The 17,942-nt window shown below is 72.2% G+C and carries 16 protein-coding genes and 1 pseudogene; 8 read left to right on the top strand and 9 right to left on the bottom strand.

The window, feature by feature from the left end; translation table 11 throughout:
- Positions 1-16 precede the first annotated feature (16 nt).
- Both mgrA and ABWV20_RS08735 read left to right on the top strand, forming a co-directional pair.
- Complete coding sequence (gene mgrA / locus ABWV20_RS08740) at positions 17-1,060, top strand: L-glyceraldehyde 3-phosphate reductase (protein ID WP_353354624.1); 1,044 nt, start codon at positions 17-19, stop codon at positions 1,058-1,060.
- 220 nt (positions 1,061-1,280) lie between these two features.
- A complete protein-coding gene (locus ABWV20_RS08735; protein WP_353354623.1) occupies positions 1,281-2,912 on the top strand; it encodes an HNH endonuclease in 1,632 nt (543 codons plus the stop codon).
- On the opposite strand, the gene sigJ is transcribed toward ABWV20_RS08735, so the two are convergent.
- Positions 2,890-3,852: an RNA polymerase sigma factor SigJ gene (sigJ, locus tag ABWV20_RS08730; protein ID WP_353354621.1), complete on the bottom strand. Its 963-nt coding sequence runs from the start codon at positions 3,850-3,852 to the stop codon at positions 2,890-2,892. The genes ABWV20_RS08735 and sigJ overlap by 23 nt on opposite strands.
- 93 nt (positions 3,853-3,945) lie before the next feature.
- Here sigJ and ABWV20_RS08725 point away from each other — a divergent pair, with 93 nt between their 5' ends.
- The 6 genes and pseudogenes from ABWV20_RS08725 (at position 3,946) to ABWV20_RS08700 (ending at position 8,954) form a co-directional block, all read left to right on the top strand.
- Positions 3,946-4,899 carry an NAD-dependent epimerase/dehydratase family protein gene (locus tag ABWV20_RS08725; RefSeq protein WP_353354619.1) on the top strand — a complete coding sequence of 318 codons (954 nt, stop codon included), beginning with the start codon at positions 3,946-3,948 and terminating at the stop codon, positions 4,897-4,899.
- Between the two features lie 143 nt (positions 4,900-5,042).
- Positions 5,043-5,294, top strand: a pseudogene (locus ABWV20_RS08720) (RNA polymerase sigma factor); the annotation flags it as partial.
- Positions 5,295-5,598: 304 nt separating this feature from the next.
- The gene (locus tag ABWV20_RS08715) at positions 5,599-6,147 is read left to right on the top strand and encodes an RNA polymerase sigma factor (protein WP_353354618.1); all 549 of its coding nucleotides are present in this window, start codon (positions 5,599-5,601) and stop codon (positions 6,145-6,147) included.
- Positions 6,144-7,079 (top strand): hypothetical protein, encoded by a 936-nt coding sequence (locus ABWV20_RS08710; protein ID WP_353354617.1) that lies wholly within the window; start codon positions 6,144-6,146, stop codon positions 7,077-7,079. The genes ABWV20_RS08715 and ABWV20_RS08710 overlap by 4 nt, the downstream gene beginning before the upstream one ends.
- 116 nt (positions 7,080-7,195) lie before the next feature.
- Positions 7,196-7,996, top strand: coding sequence for a hypothetical protein (locus ABWV20_RS08705; protein ID WP_353354615.1), 801 nt, complete (start codon positions 7,196-7,198; stop codon positions 7,994-7,996).
- Between the two features lie 43 nt (positions 7,997-8,039).
- Positions 8,040-8,954, top strand: coding sequence for a TolB-like translocation protein (locus ABWV20_RS08700; RefSeq protein ID WP_353354613.1), 915 nt, complete (start codon positions 8,040-8,042; stop codon positions 8,952-8,954).
- Between the two features lie 18 nt (positions 8,955-8,972).
- Here ABWV20_RS08700 and ABWV20_RS08695 read toward each other — a convergent pair whose 3' ends face one another.
- From ABWV20_RS08695 to ABWV20_RS08660, 8 genes are all read right to left on the bottom strand, one after another.
- Entirely contained in the window at positions 8,973-10,169 is a 1,197-nt protein-coding gene (locus ABWV20_RS08695) for an XdhC family protein (protein WP_353354612.1), read from the bottom strand.
- Positions 10,162-11,283, bottom strand: coding sequence for a vWA domain-containing protein (locus ABWV20_RS08690; RefSeq protein ID WP_353354611.1), 1,122 nt, complete (start codon positions 11,281-11,283; stop codon positions 10,162-10,164). Before ABWV20_RS08690 ends, ABWV20_RS08695 begins: the two co-directional genes overlap by 8 nt.
- A gap of 98 nt (positions 11,284-11,381) precedes the next feature.
- A complete protein-coding gene (locus ABWV20_RS08685; RefSeq protein WP_353354610.1) occupies positions 11,382-12,389 on the bottom strand; it encodes an AAA family ATPase in 1,008 nt (335 codons plus the stop codon).
- 62 nt (positions 12,390-12,451) lie between these two features.
- Positions 12,452-13,075, bottom strand: a complete 624-nt coding sequence (locus ABWV20_RS08680; RefSeq protein ID WP_353354609.1) for a nucleotidyltransferase family protein — start codon at positions 13,073-13,075, stop codon at positions 12,452-12,454.
- Between the two features lie 17 nt (positions 13,076-13,092).
- Complete coding sequence (locus tag ABWV20_RS08675; RefSeq protein ID WP_353354608.1) at positions 13,093-14,904, bottom strand: ABC transporter substrate-binding protein; 1,812 nt, start codon at positions 14,902-14,904, stop codon at positions 13,093-13,095.
- Positions 14,905-15,104: 200 nt separating this feature from the next.
- Positions 15,105-15,830 (bottom strand): esterase family protein, encoded by a 726-nt coding sequence (locus tag ABWV20_RS08670; protein WP_353354607.1) that lies wholly within the window; start codon positions 15,828-15,830, stop codon positions 15,105-15,107.
- 16 nt (positions 15,831-15,846) lie between these two features.
- On the bottom strand, positions 15,847-16,992 hold the full coding sequence (locus ABWV20_RS08665) for an alpha/beta hydrolase-fold protein (RefSeq protein WP_353354606.1): 1,146 nt from the start codon (positions 16,990-16,992) through the stop codon (positions 15,847-15,849).
- On the bottom strand, positions 16,989-17,939 hold the full coding sequence (locus ABWV20_RS08660) for a Type 1 glutamine amidotransferase-like domain-containing protein (protein ID WP_353354605.1): 951 nt from the start codon (positions 17,937-17,939) through the stop codon (positions 16,989-16,991). The genes ABWV20_RS08665 and ABWV20_RS08660 overlap by 4 nt, the downstream gene beginning before the upstream one ends.
- Positions 17,940-17,942: the final 3 nt, after the last annotated feature.

The raw sequence follows: 17,942 nt of genomic DNA, 5'->3' as shown, positions 1-17,942 counted from the left end.
CGGCAGACTGGGGCGCATGACGTACCACGTGGACGACTACCAGGCAGCCCCGACCCGCTACGACTCGATGACGTACCGCCGCTGCGGTGCCAGCGGACTCGACCTGCCCGCGATCTCCCTCGGGCTCTGGCACAACTTCGGCGACGACGTCCCGATCGAACGGCAGCGGGCGATCCTTCGTCGCGCCTTCGACCTCGGGGTCACCCACTTCGACCTCGCCAACAACTACGGACCGCCCTACGGCAGTGCTGAGCGCAACTTCGGCACGATCTTCGCCCAGGACTTCACGCGGTACCGGGACGAGCTGATCCTCTCGACCAAGGCGGGCTACGACATGTGGCCCGGCCCCTACGGCCAGGGTGGTGGCTCCCGCAAGTACGTCCTCGCCTCGCTCGACCAGTCCCTCGCGCGGATGGGCGTCGACTACGTCGACATCTTCTACTCGCACCGGTTCGACGAGACGACCCCGCTCGAGGAGACGATGGGCGCCCTCGACACCGCGGTGCGGAGCGGCAAGGCGCTCTATGCGGGCATCTCGTCCTACTCGCCCCAGCGGACCCGCGAGGCGATCGAGATCCTCGGCGAGCTGGGCACCCCCATGCTGATCCACCAGCCGAGCTACTCGATGCTCAACCGCTGGATCGAGGAGGACCTGCTCGACACGTTGGGTGAGGAGGGCGTCGGCGCCATCGCGTTCTCGCCGCTGGCGCAGGGGATGCTGACGGACAAGTACCTCGGCGGCATCCCCGAGGACTCCCGCGCGGCCCAGGGCAAGTCCCTGAGCCCCGACCTGCTCACCGAGGCGTCGCTGCGGCACGTCCGCGCGCTCAACGACATCGCGCAGTCCCGCGGCCAGTCCCTGGCCCAGCTGGCGCTCGCCTGGGCGCTGCGGGACGACCGGGTCACCTCGGTGCTGATCGGCGCATCGAGCGTGGCCCAGCTCGAGGACAGCCTCGGCGCCCTCGACGGGCTCGGCTTCTCGCAGGACGAGCTGGACCGCATCGACGAGCACGCTGTCGAGGCCGGCATCAACCTCTGGAAGTCGTCGAGCTCGGTCTGAGCGTCGCGCGCGGGTCCCAGCCCAGCGGCATACGACACTTTCCGTATGCCGCTGGGCTCGCTTCCGGGGTCGTCTGACCCGGGATGCCGGAACCCTCCCCGACGACACTCTAGAACGCACGACCGACAGTGCGTTGATTTGCTGAATCATCTTGGTAGTCAGGGAGATTCGACGTCAATTGACTTGCTGGAGGCAGTCGTCCTGGCGTAGGATTGACCGCATGGACAGGGGTCTTGGCCTGGTGGCGGAGCCGGCAGGTGTCGGCTCCGGCTCCATGCCGGGCGGCCTCTCTGCCAAGGACCTCGAGGAGTGGGCAGCGGCGCTCGCTGGCCTCGACGGGGCCGACCTCGGGGCCGCTGAGCTCGTCGACCTCCTGGCCACCCTGGAGCGGGCCAAGGCCAGCTGCGCCGCGGCACAGGCCAAGGTCACGGCGGCGTTCGTCGCCGCGGAGGCCCACGTCGCGGACCACTGGCGGCACCGCGCGCAGGAGTGCCTCGACGCGAGCGACTTCGAGGGGTACTGCGCCGCCAAGGACTCCATTCGTCGTCACGAGTTCGCGCCCGTGCCGCTCAACGGCCGTCCCCACGAGCGCGAGTCGTCACGTGGCAGTCGACGCGGGGCTCACGAGAAGGCCGGGATCGCCGCGCAGGTGGGTCTCGCGCGGCACGAGTCGCCGCACCGGGGCGCTCGGCTGGCGACCACGGCGGTCGCGCTCGTCGAGGACCTCCCACACACCCTCGAGGCGCTCACGACAGGGCAGCTCAACGAGCGACGCGCCGAGCTCGTCGCTCGCCTGACGAGCCACCTCAGCCGCGACCAGCGGCTCGCTGTGGACGCCGAGGCGGTCGGTGCCAATCTGGCGGACCCAGCCGCGGACGTCCCGGCCGGCATCGCGACGTGGGGAGACCGCCGACTCGAGGCGACGGTGCGCGCCGTGGCCGACCGCATCGACGCCGAGGCGGCCGTGGCCCGCGCCCGCACGGCCGAGAGCGAGCGCCGGGTGACGCTCCGGCCGATCCCCGACACCATGGCGGTCGTCACCGCGGTCCTGCCCGTGGCGCAGGCGGTCGCGCTCTATGCCGCCCTGACCGCCGCCGCGGCAACGGCGCAGGCCGGCGGTGATCCGCGCGGCAAGGGGCAGGTCATGGCCGACACGCTCGTCGACCGGGTCCTGTGCTCTGCGGTGGGTTCGGGCGCCGACGAGGCGGGTCCAGCTCTGCCGAGCCTGCCGCCAGACATCCCCGTCGAGGTGCAGGTCGTCATCACCGACCGGGCGCTGCTCGAGGGGGACGAGACCCCGGCGCACATCCCCGGATACGGGCCCGTCCCGGCGGGTTGGGCGCGCGAGCTGCTCACCCGGGACCTCGGGCCACCACCCGCGGATGCGTCCGGAGGCTCACCCCCGGCACGCGCGAGGAGATGGCTCCGCAGGCTCTACACCCACCCGGCGACGGGGAACTTGGTGGCCCTGGACTCCAAGCGGCGGCTCTTCCCGGCGGGTCTGCGCCGGTTCCTCATCGCCCGTGACGGCGTGTGCCGCACTCCGTGGTGCGATGCGCCGATCCGGCACGCCGACCATGTGGAGCCGTGGGCCGGCGGCGGCTCGACCAGCGCCGGCAACGGCCAGGGCCTGTGCGTGCGCTGCAACCACGTCAAGGAGCAACCCGGCTGGCGCCACCGGGTGGACCGCGGGGTGGCCGGGCCCGGCCTCCACGAGGTCGTCCTCACCACACCGACGGGTCACCATCACACCTCCGTGGCGCCACCCGTGCTGCCCGGTCAGCGCAACCTGGTCTCCGGTGAGACGGCGAGCCCGCTCGAGGCGTGGCTCATCGACCGCTTGGCCGGCTGACTGGGGGCAGCGGCTCGTCCGGGGCGCCGTCGCCGCGCATCAGCGCCCTCAGATCTCCGACCTCACCGAGGTGGTGGAGCTTGTCCGGGTTGATCTGGTTGCGTATCCCGACGACTCGACCGTCCTCGTCCAACGTCAGGGTGAGCGCGCCGACGAGCTCCCCGGCCGGGCCGAGGGTCAGCAGCCCCGGCTCGCCGTTGAGAACGGTCGGCCGGAGCGTGAAGCCCAACGGGCCGCCGCGGCGTACCAACCCGGCGACGAAGCGGGCGACGGCGACGGGACCGGACAGAGGATGGGTCGCGGCCGGAGCCTTGCCGCCGCCATCGGCCCAGAAGACGACGTCGTCGGCGAGGAGGCGCTCCAGCTCTTCCGCACGACCGCCCTGCACGACCGCGAGGAAGGCCGCAGCCAGCTCGTCCCGACGCGCCGCTGACGCTCGAAACCTCGCCCGCCCGGCCTCGAGGTGCTTTCGGGCACGGGAGAAGTGCTGGCGGCAGGTCGCCTCGCTCTGCTCGACCACGGCAGCGATGTCGGCGTAGTCGTAGCCGAGCGCCTCGCGCAGGATGAAGACGGCCCGCTCGTGCGGGGTCAGGGTCTCCATGAGCACGAGCATCGCGGTGGAGACCGAGTCGTCCACCTCGACGCGATGGGCGGGATCGTCGCCCGCCGTCGTCCGCAGCGGTTCCGGCAGCCAAGTGCCGACGTAGGACTCGCGGCGCACTCTGGCCGAGCGGAGCGTGTCGATGGCCAGCCTGGTGGTCACCGTCGTGGCCCACGCGTCGAGGTTGTCGGGCTCGACCCCGTCAGCCGCGGCGCGGGTCATCCTCAGCAGCGCCTCCTGCACGACGTCCTCGGCCTCGGCGACACTCCCGAGCATCCGGTAGGCGATCGAGAACATCAGCGGCCGGAGCTCGTCGTGGTACTCGGCGATGACGGTCACGACTCCACAGTGACATGGCATGGCTGTCACAACGAGGGCGGTCACCTCGTCGAACGGGGCATCGACACCGACCCTCCACACGAAGGAGCCATCGTGCGAGTTCTGCTCGCCGGCGCCAGCGGCGCCCTCGGACACAGCCTCACGCCCGCCCTCGTCGCGGCCGGCCATCACGTCTTCGGCACGACCCGTTCGGGTAGCACGGCCGCGATCACGGCAGCCGGTGCCGCACCGCTGCAGATGGACGGTCTGGACCGCGACTCGGTCAGGTCGGCCGTCGAGGAGGCGAAGCCGGACGTCATCATCCACCAGCTCACCTCACTGCGGGCCGGCATCAATCCGAAGCACTTCGACAGGGACCTCGCGATGACCAACCGCCTGCGCACCGAGGGCACGGACCACCTCCTGGAGGCGGCCCGGGCCGTGGGAGTGGCGCGCTTCCTGGCTCAGAGCTTCACCGGATGGACCAATCCCCGCCCGGAGTCCGGTGACCCGTCCGTGGCGGCCGACGAGAGCGAGCGCCTCGACCCCCACCCGGCCAGGGAGTCCCGCGAGTCGCTCGCAGCCATCCGCCACCTCGAGGAGGCCGTCACCACGGCGACCGACCTCGAGGGGCTCGTCCTGCGCTACGGCGGGTTCTACGGTCCGGGGACGGGCATCGCCCACGGCGAGGACGGCGAGATGGTGGCCCTCGTGCGCGCTCGAAAGCTACCCGTCGTCGGGAGCGGCGCCGGGCGGATGTCCTTCGTGCACGCCGTGGACGCCGCCGACGCCACCGTGGCCGCCGTCGAGCGCGGGGCCCCGGGGCTCTACAACATCGTCGACGACGAGCCGGCCCGCGCTTCCGAGTGGATCCCCGCCCTGGCGGCGGCCCTCGGTGCGGAGCCGCCGCGGCACGTCCCGGTCTGGCTCGCCCGTCCGCTGATCGGCGAGCACGGCGTCACCTGGATGACCGCCTCCCGGGGCTCGTCGAACGCCAAGGCCAAGCGCGAGCTCGGCTGGGTTCTGAGGTACCCGACCTGGCGGGTCGGCTTCGCCGAGGGCCTGTGACGAGTGAGGTCTCCGCCACCTGCCGCTGGACTGCTTCTCCTGGGTTCCGGCTTCTCGCACATTTCTCCGTGAAGAGCGTCAACCTTTGAGAGTCGGCCGCGACTCCCGGGCAAGAGAGTCTGCGGGTGGCGGGAGGTGGCGACATGGATGCGGCAGCCATTCCGGTCCGCTGGGCGGTCGAACAGGACCAGAGAGAGCTCGTGCTCACCGAACTCTTCTCGCGGCACGGCGAGAGTCTCGTGCGGTTGGCGTACTGCCTCATCGGCGAGCGCGAGCTGGCCGAGGAGGCGGTGCAGGACGCCTACCTCTCCCTGTACCGAAACTGGCGGACCGTGCGGAAGGAGTCGTCCTCGCTCGCCTACCTGCGGGCCACCGTCGTCAACCGTTGCCGTTCCGACCAGCGACGGCTGATCCGGGCCCGATCACGGGCTCCACTCGTGGCCCTGAGCCAAACGACCACCGTGCCCAGCTCCGAGGCGTCGGTGATCGCCCAGGACGAGTCGAGCCGGATCTTCGCCAGCAGGGAAGGAGAACCGGCCCCGCTGGGGAGGAAGCGACCAGCGGGGCCGCGACGCGATCGCGCGGGACGCGGTACCGATCTCGCGGAACGCAGTGCGTCGATGCGCGGCGGGTGTCAACCTTTGAGGAGATCGAGCGACCTATCCCCTGACACGCAGTTCAGCTGTCAGGAGGTCGGCAATGGTCACGGGAGCGATCCGGATGGGGTCTTTCGCGGCGCAGCGGGAGCGGGAGCAGATCCTGACCGGGCTCTTCAGGTCCCACTGCGTCGAGCTCGTCCGCCTCGCCTACGTGCTGCTCGGCGACCGGCAACGCGCCGAGGAAGCCGTCCAGGAGGTCTACCTGTCCCTCTTCCGGCACTGGCCGCCGCGGGACCAAGGGTCCGCGCTGGCCTACCTGAGGGCTGGTGTCGTCAACCAGTGCCGGTCGGACCAGCGGCGCACCATCCGCGCCCGGCGCGGCGAGCCGCTCCTGCGGGCCAGCCTTCCGTGGGTCCAGACAGAGCCCGACACGGCGACTGATGTGGTCGCCAAGGATGAGGCCGGCCGGCTCGTGGAGCTCGTCCGGGCACTGCCTCGCCGTCAGCGGGAGGTCATCACCTGCCGCTACTACCTCCAGCTGAGCGAGCGGGAGACCGCCGAGCTCCTTGAGATCGGGATCGGCTCCGTCAAGACCCACACGCACCGCGGCCTGGCCGCACTGCAGGCACGACTGGAGGAATCACGATGAACACGCTCGAGCGCAAGGTCAGCGAAGCGCTGCGGGGCTATGGGGAGGGACTCGACATGACAACGCAGGACATCGACCGGCTGGAGCAGGAGCTCGAGGTCAGGGACGAGACGCACCGCAAGGAGCGACGGGGAAGGATCTGGCAGGCCGCGGTCGCCGCATGCGCCGTGACCGGGGTGGTGCTCGGCGCGCTCGCACTGCGGAGCGACCCGGAGCCGCGGCCGGTCCCGGCCAGTCCCGCGCCGCTCAGCCTCAGCCAGCTCGCAGGGATCTGGGCCAACGTGGGACACGGCCCGGGCAGCATGTGGCTCTGGTACTTCACCGAGGACGGCCGGCTGACGCAACTGGGCTCGGCGGAAGAGATGGCCATTGTCGGGGGCGACGTGTCGGATTGGACGGTCCGGCCTGCTCCCGGTGGCTTCACGATGGACCGGGGCAACGGGTCAAGTCGGTGCCATTTCGACGCCACGGCGTCGATCACGGCCTCCGGACGGATGCAGGCGCGGCTCACCACCACCACCCCGGCCTGCCCCGAAGCGGGAGTGGCAACGGACTGGGTGTTCATCCGGCTCACGCCGGTCTCGGCCGAGGGCGCCAGCATCGTGACGGGCCTGCCGACATCAGATCCCAAGCGGCTCGACGCCACCGACGAGCTCTACGGGACCTGGCTGGTTCAGGGGACCGGCAAACTCGTGCTCGTCACGTACGAGGGCTATCGCGTCGTCGATCTCGGCGACCCCGCCGCCAGCGTCACCGGCAAGGTGTTGCATCCCAAGAACGGGTCCTTCGTCCTCACGTCGGACACGGGTCCGGACTGCTCGACCGTGTACTCGTCGGGCATCACGCGCGGCAGCACCGTTGACTTCGAGCTGGCCGAGAACAGCTGCGGTCGGCTCAACGCCTCGAGCGACACGTGGGTCAAGCTCAACTGAACCGGCTCGCAGGTGGCCCGGCCGCGCTGGGTGGGAGGGACCCAGCGGGCCGGGCTCAGCGGCATACGAGGCGCCTTGGTGTGCACTGGCGCGGCGACGAGGCAGGAGGTGACGTGATGACCGGATCGGCCACTCGACGGCGCAGACAGCCTTGGTCCTCTGCGCTGCTGCTGTCCATGCAGCTGTCCATGCTGCTGTCCATGCTGCTGTCCATGCTGCTCGGCCTGGCAGCGTGCTCGACCACCGCCGTGACCGCTCCCGCGCCCGAAACCGCCTCAGCGAAGGCAGCTCCGGCCACCACCTTCGGGACCTCGGGTGAGGACCCGATGCCGATCGAGGCGGGAGCGCACTCGGTCGAACGCTCCGCCTGGTCGGTCGTCGACTTCACCGTGACGTTCCCACCCGGGTGGACCGAGCAGTACGGCCACGTCTACTCCAAGCACCCGGACGAGGACACCGAGTTCGGCTTCTACGCCGTCGTCGTCGACGAGATCTACGACGACCCCTGCAAGGGTGAAGGCCTGCCGATCCGCGTCGGTCCGAGCTGGGACGACCTCGTCACCGCCCTGCAGGAGCAGCCCGGCACCGAGCAGGGCGCCCCGGTCCAGGCGCGGCTGGGAGATCGCCTGACGACCCGGATCGACCTCAGGATTCCCCAGGGGCTGGACCTCACGTCATGCCGTCTTTGGCAGGACGGCGTCGCCGGACTCCAGGTGTGGTACAGCCGCCCCGCCGACAAGTACTTCGTGTTGGGCGCCGACGGTGTCGGAAGCGTTCATGTGCTCGACATCGACGGGCGGCGGCAGGTCTTCCTGTCCCATCATCACGACGCGACCGCGCCGAGTGACCTGGCAGAGCTGCAGCAGGTCCTCGACTCCATTCGCTTCGGCGAGACCTCTGCGGCACCGGGTGGCTGAGATGGCTCGGCCTGCCCGCTGGAACATGTGAAAGGAACCAATCATGGCTGCACGGATGCGTTTGTTCGGCGTACTCCTGTCCGGCCTGCTGGCCACGTCCGCGCTCGCCGTGGGGGCGGCACACGCCGGACAGTACGGGGACTGGCAGCAGGCCACAGCGGTCGGCGCGGTCAACGACGCTGCCGCGAACGACGGCTGCCCGATCGAGTCGCCGGACGGGCTCAGCCTCTACATCGCCTCGACCCGCGGCGCGGGTGGCGACCAGGACATCTGGGTCGCCGAGCGAGGCAGCGTCACGGACCCGTTCGGGACTCCGGTGCAACTGCCCGCCCCGGTGAACTCCGACGCCAACGACTTCTGTCCGACACCGTTGCGCGGCGGGCACCTGCTCTTCGTCTCCAACCGGGGCGGAATCGATGCCTACGGGACGGTGGCCTGCGGCGGCGGTGACATCTACCTGACCCACTGGAGTCCGGCCCGTGAGCAGTGGACGCCGCCGCGCAACCTCGGCTGCGGCACCAACGGCCCCAACAGCACCGGCAACGAGTTCGGCCCCTCCGTCGTCGAGACGGCGACCGGGACCGAACTGTACTTCTCGAGCGGCGCAGGAGTTGTCGGCTCGGGGACGCAGGACATCTACGTCAGCCCGATGGTGGGCGACCTGCGGTTCGGCCCTGCCACTGCAGTGGCGTCCCTCAACACCGGGGTGGACGACATGATGCCGAACGTCCGCAAGGACGGGCTCGAGGTGGTCTTCGCCTCGACGCGGCCGGGCGGGGAGGGCTCGTTCGACATCTGGTCCTCGACCCGCGCCAGCACCGACGCGGCCTGGTCGACGCCCGTCAACCTCGGCGGGGCGGTCAACACCGCTGCGGGGGAGACGCGGCCGTCGCTCTCCTGGAAGGCCGAGCGGCTGTACTTCGGCCGCGCCGGCGACATCTATGTCAGCACCCGTTGACGGCGTGACCCCGGACGGTCAGGGGGCCGGCTCGTGCTCGTGGTGGTGGATCGGCCCCTCGAGCCCGCTCAGCCGGTCCCCCCGACCTCCCCACCGCAAGGCGATGATCTCGGCGGCGATGGAGATCGCCGTCTCCTCAGGGGTGCGCGCGCCGAGGTCGAGCCCGATCGGTGACGACATCCGCGCCAGCTCCTCCTCCGTCATGCCGGCTTCACGCAGGCGGCGGAGGCGGTCCTCGTGCGTGCGCCGGGAGCCCATCGCCCCGATGTAGGCGACCTCCGGCAGGCGCAGGGCCACCTCGAGGACGGGCACGTCGAACTTGGGGTCGTGCGTCAGCACGGCGATCACGGTCCGGGGGTCGATCCGCCCGCCCTCGACCTCCTCGGTGAGGTAGTCGTGCGGCCAGCGGACGATGACCTCGTCGGCCTCCGGGAAGCGGGACGCCGTCGCGAAGACCGGACGGGCGTCGCAGACGGTGACGTAGTAGCCGAGGAAGCTCCCGACGCGCGCGACAGCCGCGGCGAAGTCGATGGCGCCGAACACGAGCATCCGCGGCTTGGGGGCGTGGCTCTGGACGAAGACGCGCATCCCCTCACCGCGGCGCTCCCCGTCGGGGCCGTAGCCGAGGGTCGCCGTGCGGCCCTGCGCGAGCAGTCCCCGGGCGTCGTCGCGCACCGCGGCGTCCGCGCGCTCGCTGCCGAGGGACATGCTCAGGCCGTATGCCGCTGGGTTGGCTTCCCCGTCACCGCTCACTCGAGTGGCCTCGTCGTCCACAGGCTCCGGGTGGACGACGATGCGGCGGCCGAGCCACGCAGGATCGGGATGTTCGATCACCGTCGCGACAGCGACGGGGCGGCCCGCCTCGATGTCGGCCGCGACCGCACCGAGCTCGGGAAAGGTCTCCCTGGAGACCTTCTCGACGAAGACGTCGAGGATGCCTCCGCAGGTCAGGCCGACGGCAAAGGCGTCGTCGTCGCTGATGCCGTAGCGCTGGAGCACGGGCGACCCCGAGGCGACGACCTCCTGCCCCAGCTCGTAGACCGCGCCCTCGACGCACCCTCCGGAGACGGAGCCGACGGCCTGGCCGCGCGGTCCGACGAGCATCGAGGCCCCCGGCTGCCGCGGGGCCGAGCGCCACGTGCCGACGACGGTGCCGACACCGACCGCCTCACCCGCCTCCCACCAGGTCATGAGCTCCTGCAGCACCTCACGCACGGGCGACCACCTCGATCAGCTCCTCGAACGTCGCCAGCGAGTGCCCGGCGACGAAGTCGTCAACGTGCGGGAGGGCGGCGACGATGCCCTGCTGCACGGGAAGGTAGCCGGACTTCCCGCGATGCGGGTTCGACCACACGACGCGGTGGGCGAGCGCGGCGAGGCGGCGCATCTGCTCCGCGAGCAGCTCTGGGCCCTGCCGCTCCCAGCCGTCCGAGAAGACCACCACGACCGCTCCGCGCGCCATGCCGCGGCGGCCCCAGCGGTCGAGGAAGGCGCCGATGGACTCCCCGAGGCGGGTCCCACCGGACCAGTCGGGGACCGCTTCGCCCGCGGCGATGAGCGCGCGGTCGGGGTCGCGGGCCCGGAGTGCGCGCGTCACGTGCGTGAGTCGAGTGCCCATGGTGAACACCTCGACGGGTCCCCTGGGGCCGGCTGCCCGGACGAAGGCGTGGGCCAGCCGCAGGAGGCTGTCCGCGTAGGCGCTCATCGACCCGGACACGTCGATGAGCAGGACCACACGGCGAGGACGGCTGCCCCGGGTCCGGTGGTGAATGCGACCGGGCTCGCCCATCCGGCGCAGCTGCTCCCGCAGTGTCCCCGGGCCGTCGACCTCTCCGATGCGCGAGCGGACGTGGCGCCGGGCGCGGCGGCGGGGCGGCCTGGGGCGCAGCCGGTCGAAGAGCCGGGCCAGCGCCTGGCGCTCCTCGACGCCGAGCGTCCCGAGGTCACGATGCCGGAGCACCTCACGGCCGCTGGCGCGTGCGTGGACGGCCTCGTCGTCGGTGTTGCCGCCCGGCTCCCCGTCCGGCTCGTCGAGAGCGGCCCGGGTCGCGGGCGGGACCTCCCGCTCGGGGCGCCGGGTCTGGGTCGGCTGCTCGGGGCTGAACCAGGACGTGAAGACCTGGTCGTAGCGCTCGACGTCGGCGGGAGACGAGGTCAGGGTGGCGCGGCCGGTCCAGTAGACGTGCCGCCGCTCTCCGAGGCCGACCTCGGCGAGCGCCACGAGGAAGGTCCGCTCCCGGTCTGCCGTGACCGGGAGCCCGGCGGCCCGCAGCGCCCGGGCGAAGCCGAGCAGCCACTCGTCAGCGGCCCACCGGGGGACGGGCGGCACTGGTGGCACTGGGGGCGCTGGGGGCACTGGGGGCACTGGGGGCACTGGGGGCACTGTGGGCACGGTCTCGCTCGGCGTCGAGCCTGCTGGTGCTGCGGTCATGGCGTCAGCAGCCGGTCGAGCATGGCGCGCACCCGCTCGGCGTCCTCGCGGTACTTCACGGCGGACCCGAGCGACGCGGCGGCGACCTCCGGGTCGACCGCAGCGGCACCGAGGGCGACGAGGGCGCGGGCCCAGTCGAGGGTCTCGGCGACGCCGGGCGGCTTGATGAGGCCCGCGTCGGTGCGCAGGCGCTGGATGACGCCGACGACCTGCTCCGCGAGCAGGGGCGGCACCTCGGGGAGTCGGGTGCGGACGATCTCCAGCTCGCGGGCGAGGCCCGGGTGGTCGATCCAGTGGTAGAGGCAGCGCCGCTTCAGGGCGTCGTGCAGCTCGCGCGTGCGGTTCGACGTGAGCACGACGATCGGCGGTGTCCGCGCGGCGATCGTGCCCACCTCGGGGACCGTCACCTGCCACGTGGAGAGCACCTCGAGGAGGAACGCCTCGAACTCGTCGTCCGCGCGGTCGATCTCGTCGATGAGCAGGACGCACGGCGCCTCACGGAGCGCGCGCAGGACCGGTCGGGCGAGCAGGAACCGCTCGTCGAACAGCTCGTTCTCGAGCTCGCGCGGGTCGCGGTGCTCCTCTCGGGTCAGCGCCTCGACGGCCCGCAGGTGGAGGATCTGCCGGGGGAAGTCCCAGTCGTAGAGAGCCTGGGTCGCGTCGATCCCCTCGTAGCACTGCAGGCGGATCAGGGCCAGGTCGAGCGCCTCGGCGAGGGCCTCGGCGAGGGCGGTCTTGCCGGTGCCGGGCTCGCCCTCGAGCAGGATCGGGCGCCCCAGCCGGATGGCGAGGAAGGTCGCCGTGGCGAGGGCGTCGTCCGCGAGGTAGCCGGTGCGCGCGAGCGCTGCTGCGACGTCCCCCGGGCCGGCGAACGTGTCGACGGGCAGGCTGCCGGTGGCGAGCCCAGCGACCGGCCCAGCGCCCGGCCCAGCGCCCGGCCCGGCGACCGGGCCGGCGACCGCGCCGGCGGCAGGACCAGAGACAGACCCAGAGACGGTGTCCATGACCTGAGCATTACCGACAAACCCCGAACGGGAAAGGAGCGGCCGGAATTCGCCCCTCGGCCTCAGCTGTCGAGATCCGTGGGGGCGTCGACGTCGCGTCCGGTGGCGAGGTCGCCGCACTCGACGAGGTCGTGCTCTTGGGCGTGGAAGAAGTCGCGCGCACCCCGGTCCCCCCGCGCCACGGTGACGACCCCCGTCCAGTGGTCTCGGCCGATGAGCGTCGGGTGGCCGGGCCGGCCGCCGTATGCCGCTCGGCTCAGCGCCGCGGTCCAGTGCCCTTCGCGAGACTGCAGCAGCCGGTGGACCACTGGGGCGTCCACGTCGGGCAGGTCGACCAGGGAGACGACGAGCGCCTCGACGTCACGACGCGTGGCTGCCGCGGCGAGCCCGGCCCGGAGCGAGGCGCCCATCCCCTCGGCCCACTCGGGACAGGGGACGACGTCGACTCCGACCGTGCTGGGCTCCGGGAAGCCACCGGCCACCACTGCCGCGACCTCCGCGGCCGCCGCCCCGACCACGACCGTCACTCCGTCGCAGCCCCCCTCGAGCAGGACCGCGACCGCCCGCTCGACCAGCGTGGGCCCGGCGCCGGAGGGACGGAGCAGCGCCTTGGGTCCCCCCATCCGGCTTCCGGACCCGGCCGCGAGCAGGAGGCCACGGACGTGGGGGATCGAGCTCAGCGGCATACGGCCATTGTGGCCGGTCAGCGAATCCCGGCGAGGTCGACGGACCCGATGGGCGTCCGCGGCACGGCCGTGACCCGCCCTCCGTGCGCGACGTGGGCGGCCGGCTGGAAGAGGGGGACGAACGGGCCGAACTGCTGCATCTGGAGCTGCCAGCGCGCGAACGCACCGGGGCGCTCGTCGCCGAAGGAGGTGCGAGTCGCCGCGGTCAGCGTGTCCAGGGCGGAGTTGACCCCACGCACCCAGCGGGCTCGGTGGCCGAGGTGACCGCCGGGCGCGAAGGCGAGCGCCGCCTCGGGCTCGGCGTACTCGGGCGTCCAGCTCCACAGCCCCATCGCGTTGACGCCCTTCTCGTAGGCGGCCAGCGCCTTCGCGACGGGGGCCGGGGCCAGCGTGACCCGGATCCCGACGCGGGCCAGCTGCGCGCGGACGGAGGTGGCGACCACGGTGAGGTCGAGGCCGTTGAGGGGCCGGCCGGTCGCATACGCGAGAGGGATCGGCTGGCCGTCGTAGCCGGAGCGGGCCAGTGCAGCCTTGGCCGCCGCGAGGTCGCGGACCGGGGCCACGGTGGGCGTCGCGGTCGGGATCGGGGCGTTGGTTCCGCTCGGCGTGGGGGTCGCCGCTTCGGTGCCCGGCCCTGTCGGTGTGGGGCTGGTGCCCGGCGTCGGCTGGGAGGCGGTGGGGCCGGTCCGACCCGGGGTGGGCTCCCCGGTCGGGGCCGGCGCGGGTGGCTCGAACGCGCCGGGCAGTCCGCGTGGCACCAGGCCGAGCGCCGGGACGGCACCCGGTCCCGCCCGCTCGGCGAGAGCCTCGACGTCGAGCCCCAGGCGCACCGCCGTGACGAAGTCGGGGTTGCCGGTCCAGCGGTTGATCGACTGGTCGTCGTTGAGCAGCAGGAAGGCGAGCGCGGGTGAGGTCTGTGACGTGATGGCGACACTCGAGACCTTCGGTCGCAGCTTCATCGCGTCGGCGCGGTCCGGGGGGAGGTCGAGGACGACGTCGGCGGCGCCGGACTCGATGTCCGTGACCTGCTGGGCAGGTGTCGCGTTGCGCACGATGACCTCGGGGAAGACCGGGTCCTCACCGGTCCAGTGCGGGTTCGGCTCGAGCGTGATGCTCCGACCGGCGTCGACCTCGGCGATGACGTAGGGGCCAGAGCCGGCGGAGTTCCAGCTGAGCCAGCTCGCCGCCGTGTCCTCCTCGCCGATCGCGCCGCCGTGGGCGATGACGACGTCAGCGTTGAGGATTCCGAGGGCCGGGTTGGCGAGCACGGCGGGGAGGGCGAAGTTGGTGCCCGGCGACGTGACGGTGAGGGTGCGGTCGTCGACCTTGGTCAGGCCGATGGGACCGAGCAGCTCGGCCGCCGCGCCCCCGAGGCCGCGCGCCCGGGCGAGCGTGAAGACGACGTCGTCGGAGGTGACGCGGCTCCCGTCGGAGAAGGTCGCGTCAGGACGCAGTCGCAGCGTGAGCCAGTTGCGCTCGGGGGACATCGTCCACTCCGCGAGGCCGGGCAGGACCTTGGTCGGGTCCTCCGGGTCGAGCGTCGTCAGCGTCTCGTAGGTGGCATCGGCCACGACGAGGCCGCTGCGCTCGAGAAGCGTGTGCGGGTCGAGCGACGTGAAGTCGAAGACCGTCTCGACGACGAGGGACGGGCGCTCGACGGAGGACGTCGTCGCGGTGGCGCTCCCCGGGCGCGGCGCCGTTGCGGTGGCCGTGGTCGCGGACGGCTCGACCGGCGCCGCGGTCTGGGCCGGTGTGGTGCACGCCGCGAGCACGAGGGCGGTGAGGATGCCGACGCCGACGCCCGGTCCGGGGGCGGTGGGTCGGCGCATGGACTGATCCTCTTCAGTGGAGGCGCGACCGGCCGGGGCCGGGGCGCGAGTGGCGACGGAGCAGGCAGCGACTCGGCCCCCCTCCGGGAGGACAGTTTAACCGCGAGGGTCCGAGGGGCGTCCGCGCATCCCATACCCACCCGCCCGTATGCCGCTGCGCCCGCTCCCGCTGGAGGCCGCCCTCCCAACGGGGCTGGGACTCAGGGGAGGAGGTCGTCGAGATACATCGGCAGCATCTCCCACCAGGTGGGCCAGTCGTGCCTGTATTCCGGGCCCCAGTCGTCGACGCGGTTGGGGATCCCCTTGGCCCCGAGCACCCGGGCCACGGCCCAGGACTCGCCCACGTCCTCCCACTGGCCGCTGCCCGAGGCGAGGATGACCATGCGCCGCCGCAGCGTGTCGAGGGCCGGGCCCTCGAGGCCCGGCAGGAAGTGGAGCGGTGAGCTGAAGTAGAGGTCGTCGGTGAAGCGACCGCCGATGAACTTCTCGATGGCGTAGGTGCCGCTCATGCACACGGCCGAGTCGACGAGGTGCGGGTAGCGGCAGATCATGGCGAGCGAGTTGAACGCCCCGATCGAGGCGCCGGCGACGACGACCGGCAGCGGGCCGCCCGAGTCGCTGTGGATCGCGGGGATCACCTCCTCGGCGACGGCCTGGTGGAAGGCGTTGAACAGCGCGAGCTGCTGGTCGGGGGTGCCCCTGCGCTCGAGCATGGCCTTGCCGGCGACGCTGTCGCAGGAGTAGACCTTCGCCCGGCCTGACTCGATGAGGGGCGACAGGTGCTCGACGAGCTGGAACCGCTCCACCTCCTCGGCGTCCCCTCCGGCGCTGGGGAAGACGAGGACCGGGACGCCGTAGGTGCCCCACCGGGCCACGGTGAGGTCGGTGCCCAGGCGGTCGGAGTGCCAGCGGTCAGTCGTCTTCATCTGCCTTCTCCCGTGTTCATTCGTAGACGAACTTCTGCGGCCCGGGGAAGAGCCAGGACAGGCCGTCGCCGAGCCGGTCGCGCCAGTTCTCCCAGTTGTGCCCGTCGCGGGCCTCGGTGTAGCGCACCTGCATGCCGGCCTGCCGGAAGACGGGCACCATCGAACGGTTCGGGGTGATGAGCGGTTCGTAGACCCCGCAGGACTGGTAGATCCGGTCCACGACGGCGGTGGGCCGGGCGCGGTAGCGGTTGACGAACGTGACGACCGGGTCGAAGGCCGGCCCGCCGCCGTGCTCGAAACCGATGTCGGTGAACACGAGGGAGGCGGACTGGAGCAGCAGCGAGCCGAAGTAGCCGGGGTAGCGCACCGCAGTCGACAGCGAGGCGATCCCGCCGAAGCTCGACCCCATGAGGCACCGGGCCTCGGGCGCGTCGACGAGGGGCAGCCGGTCGGTGAGCAGCGGGACGAGCTCGCGCGCGATGAAGCGCGCATGGGGCGCGTGGTTGGCGTACTCGCGGAGCCGGTCGCCCGGCGGGACGAGGACGGCCACGAGCGGGTCGACGTCGAGCCGGTGGATGAGGTTGTCGAGCACCGTCTTCATCGTCGCGAAGTTGAGGTAGTCGGGGCCGTCGTGGACGACGAGGAGCGGGTAGCGCAGCGCCCGGTTGAAGCGAGCCGGCAGGTAGACCTGGATGGGCTGGTCGCGTCGCAGGGCCCGGCTGCGGATGCTGTCCTCGACGAGCGTGCCCGGCCGTGCCTCCGGGTCGAGGGCCACCCAGTCCGGGACCTGGTAGCCCCGGCTCGCACAGACGGAGCTGGACCCCATCGGGCTGTGCGCGAGCCGGGGGTTGAGCGGGTCGTTGAACTGCTCGTAGGACTCGCCGCGCCGGACCTCGATCTGGTACTCGACGCGAGAGCCCTCGGGCAGGACCGTCGTCACCGACCAGAGGTCGGTCTCCGGCATCGGCGTCATCGGCAGGGGGTCGGGCAGGCCGACGACCCGATGGCGGACCCGGACCTCGTCGGCGGAGCCGCGCCAGAGGAAGGTCGCACGCTCGCCCTCGACGATCGGGGACCCGTGGCGGGCCACGAAGCGGTCGACCGCCTCCCCGTCGAGGGGGACCCGGTCCCGGAGCCGGTTGATGGCGAGCCGGGCGGTCATGAGGCGCCCTGCGTCTCGATCGTGCCGTCGGGGGCGACGTATCGGGCCCCGGCGGGCAGCGTCGCCCGGCCGTCGGAGTCGACGTCCTCGGGCGCGAAGCGGACGACGGTCCCCTCATCGAGGGGCAGGAGGCGGTGTGCCGGGAACCGCTCGGCGAAGACGCCCATCCGCTCGCGGTCCTCAACAGCCAGCCGCCGCCGTGCGTGCGGCAGGGGGATGACCCCCCGCAGCCGCCCCAGGCCCCGGTCGTGCACCTCGGGAGCGGTCACTCCCTGCGGGGCGAAGTCGTGGAAGAGGACGACGGGGTCGCAGATGGCCATCGCGCCCGCCGACCAGGCGATCACCGGCGTGCCCGGTGGGATGGCGACGTCGAGCAGCCGCAGGGTGTCCATGAGGATCCCGACGTGCCCGCCCGCCAGGACGACCGCGCTCGCGCCGGACAGCGTCTCGGCGACCTCGCGTCGGTGCCGCAGGAGGACCTCGCTCGACCGGACGACGTCCGAGCCGGCGGTCGCCTCGACGATCCGCGCCACCTCGTAGGCGTACCAGTCGTCGACGTCGCGCAGCGCCTGGACCGACGACCGCACGGCACCGTCCGCGACGTCTCCCGTGCCCGGTCGAGGGATCCGGCGCCGCACTGCGAAGACGGTGTCCCAGGCAGCCTGGAGCCTGATGCCGTAGAACGACCGCAGCTCGGCGTGGCGCGCCCGGTGCCCGAGCACGGAGGTGCGCAACGCGCGCTCCGCCGCCAGGGCCTCGACCGCCCGCTGATAGAGCCGCACGTTGACGCCGCGCTGGTCGAGCAGGCCGTTGAGCTCGCCGTCGTCGGCCTCCCGCTCCTCCCACCCCGCGTTGATCATCGCGACCGGCCCGTCGGCGGGCAGCGAGCGCAGCACGGCCTGCACGGTCGTCGTGAACCGCTGCGGCCCGAGGAGGATGGTGGTCACGAG

Origin of the sequence: Intrasporangium sp. DVR, from assembly GCF_040365325.1 — a bacterium.
Taxonomy (GTDB): Bacteria; Actinomycetota; Actinomycetes; order Actinomycetales; family Dermatophilaceae; genus Intrasporangium.
The sequence above is the reverse complement of the archived record's forward strand: the minus strand, read 5'-3'. Positions and strand labels throughout refer to the sequence as shown.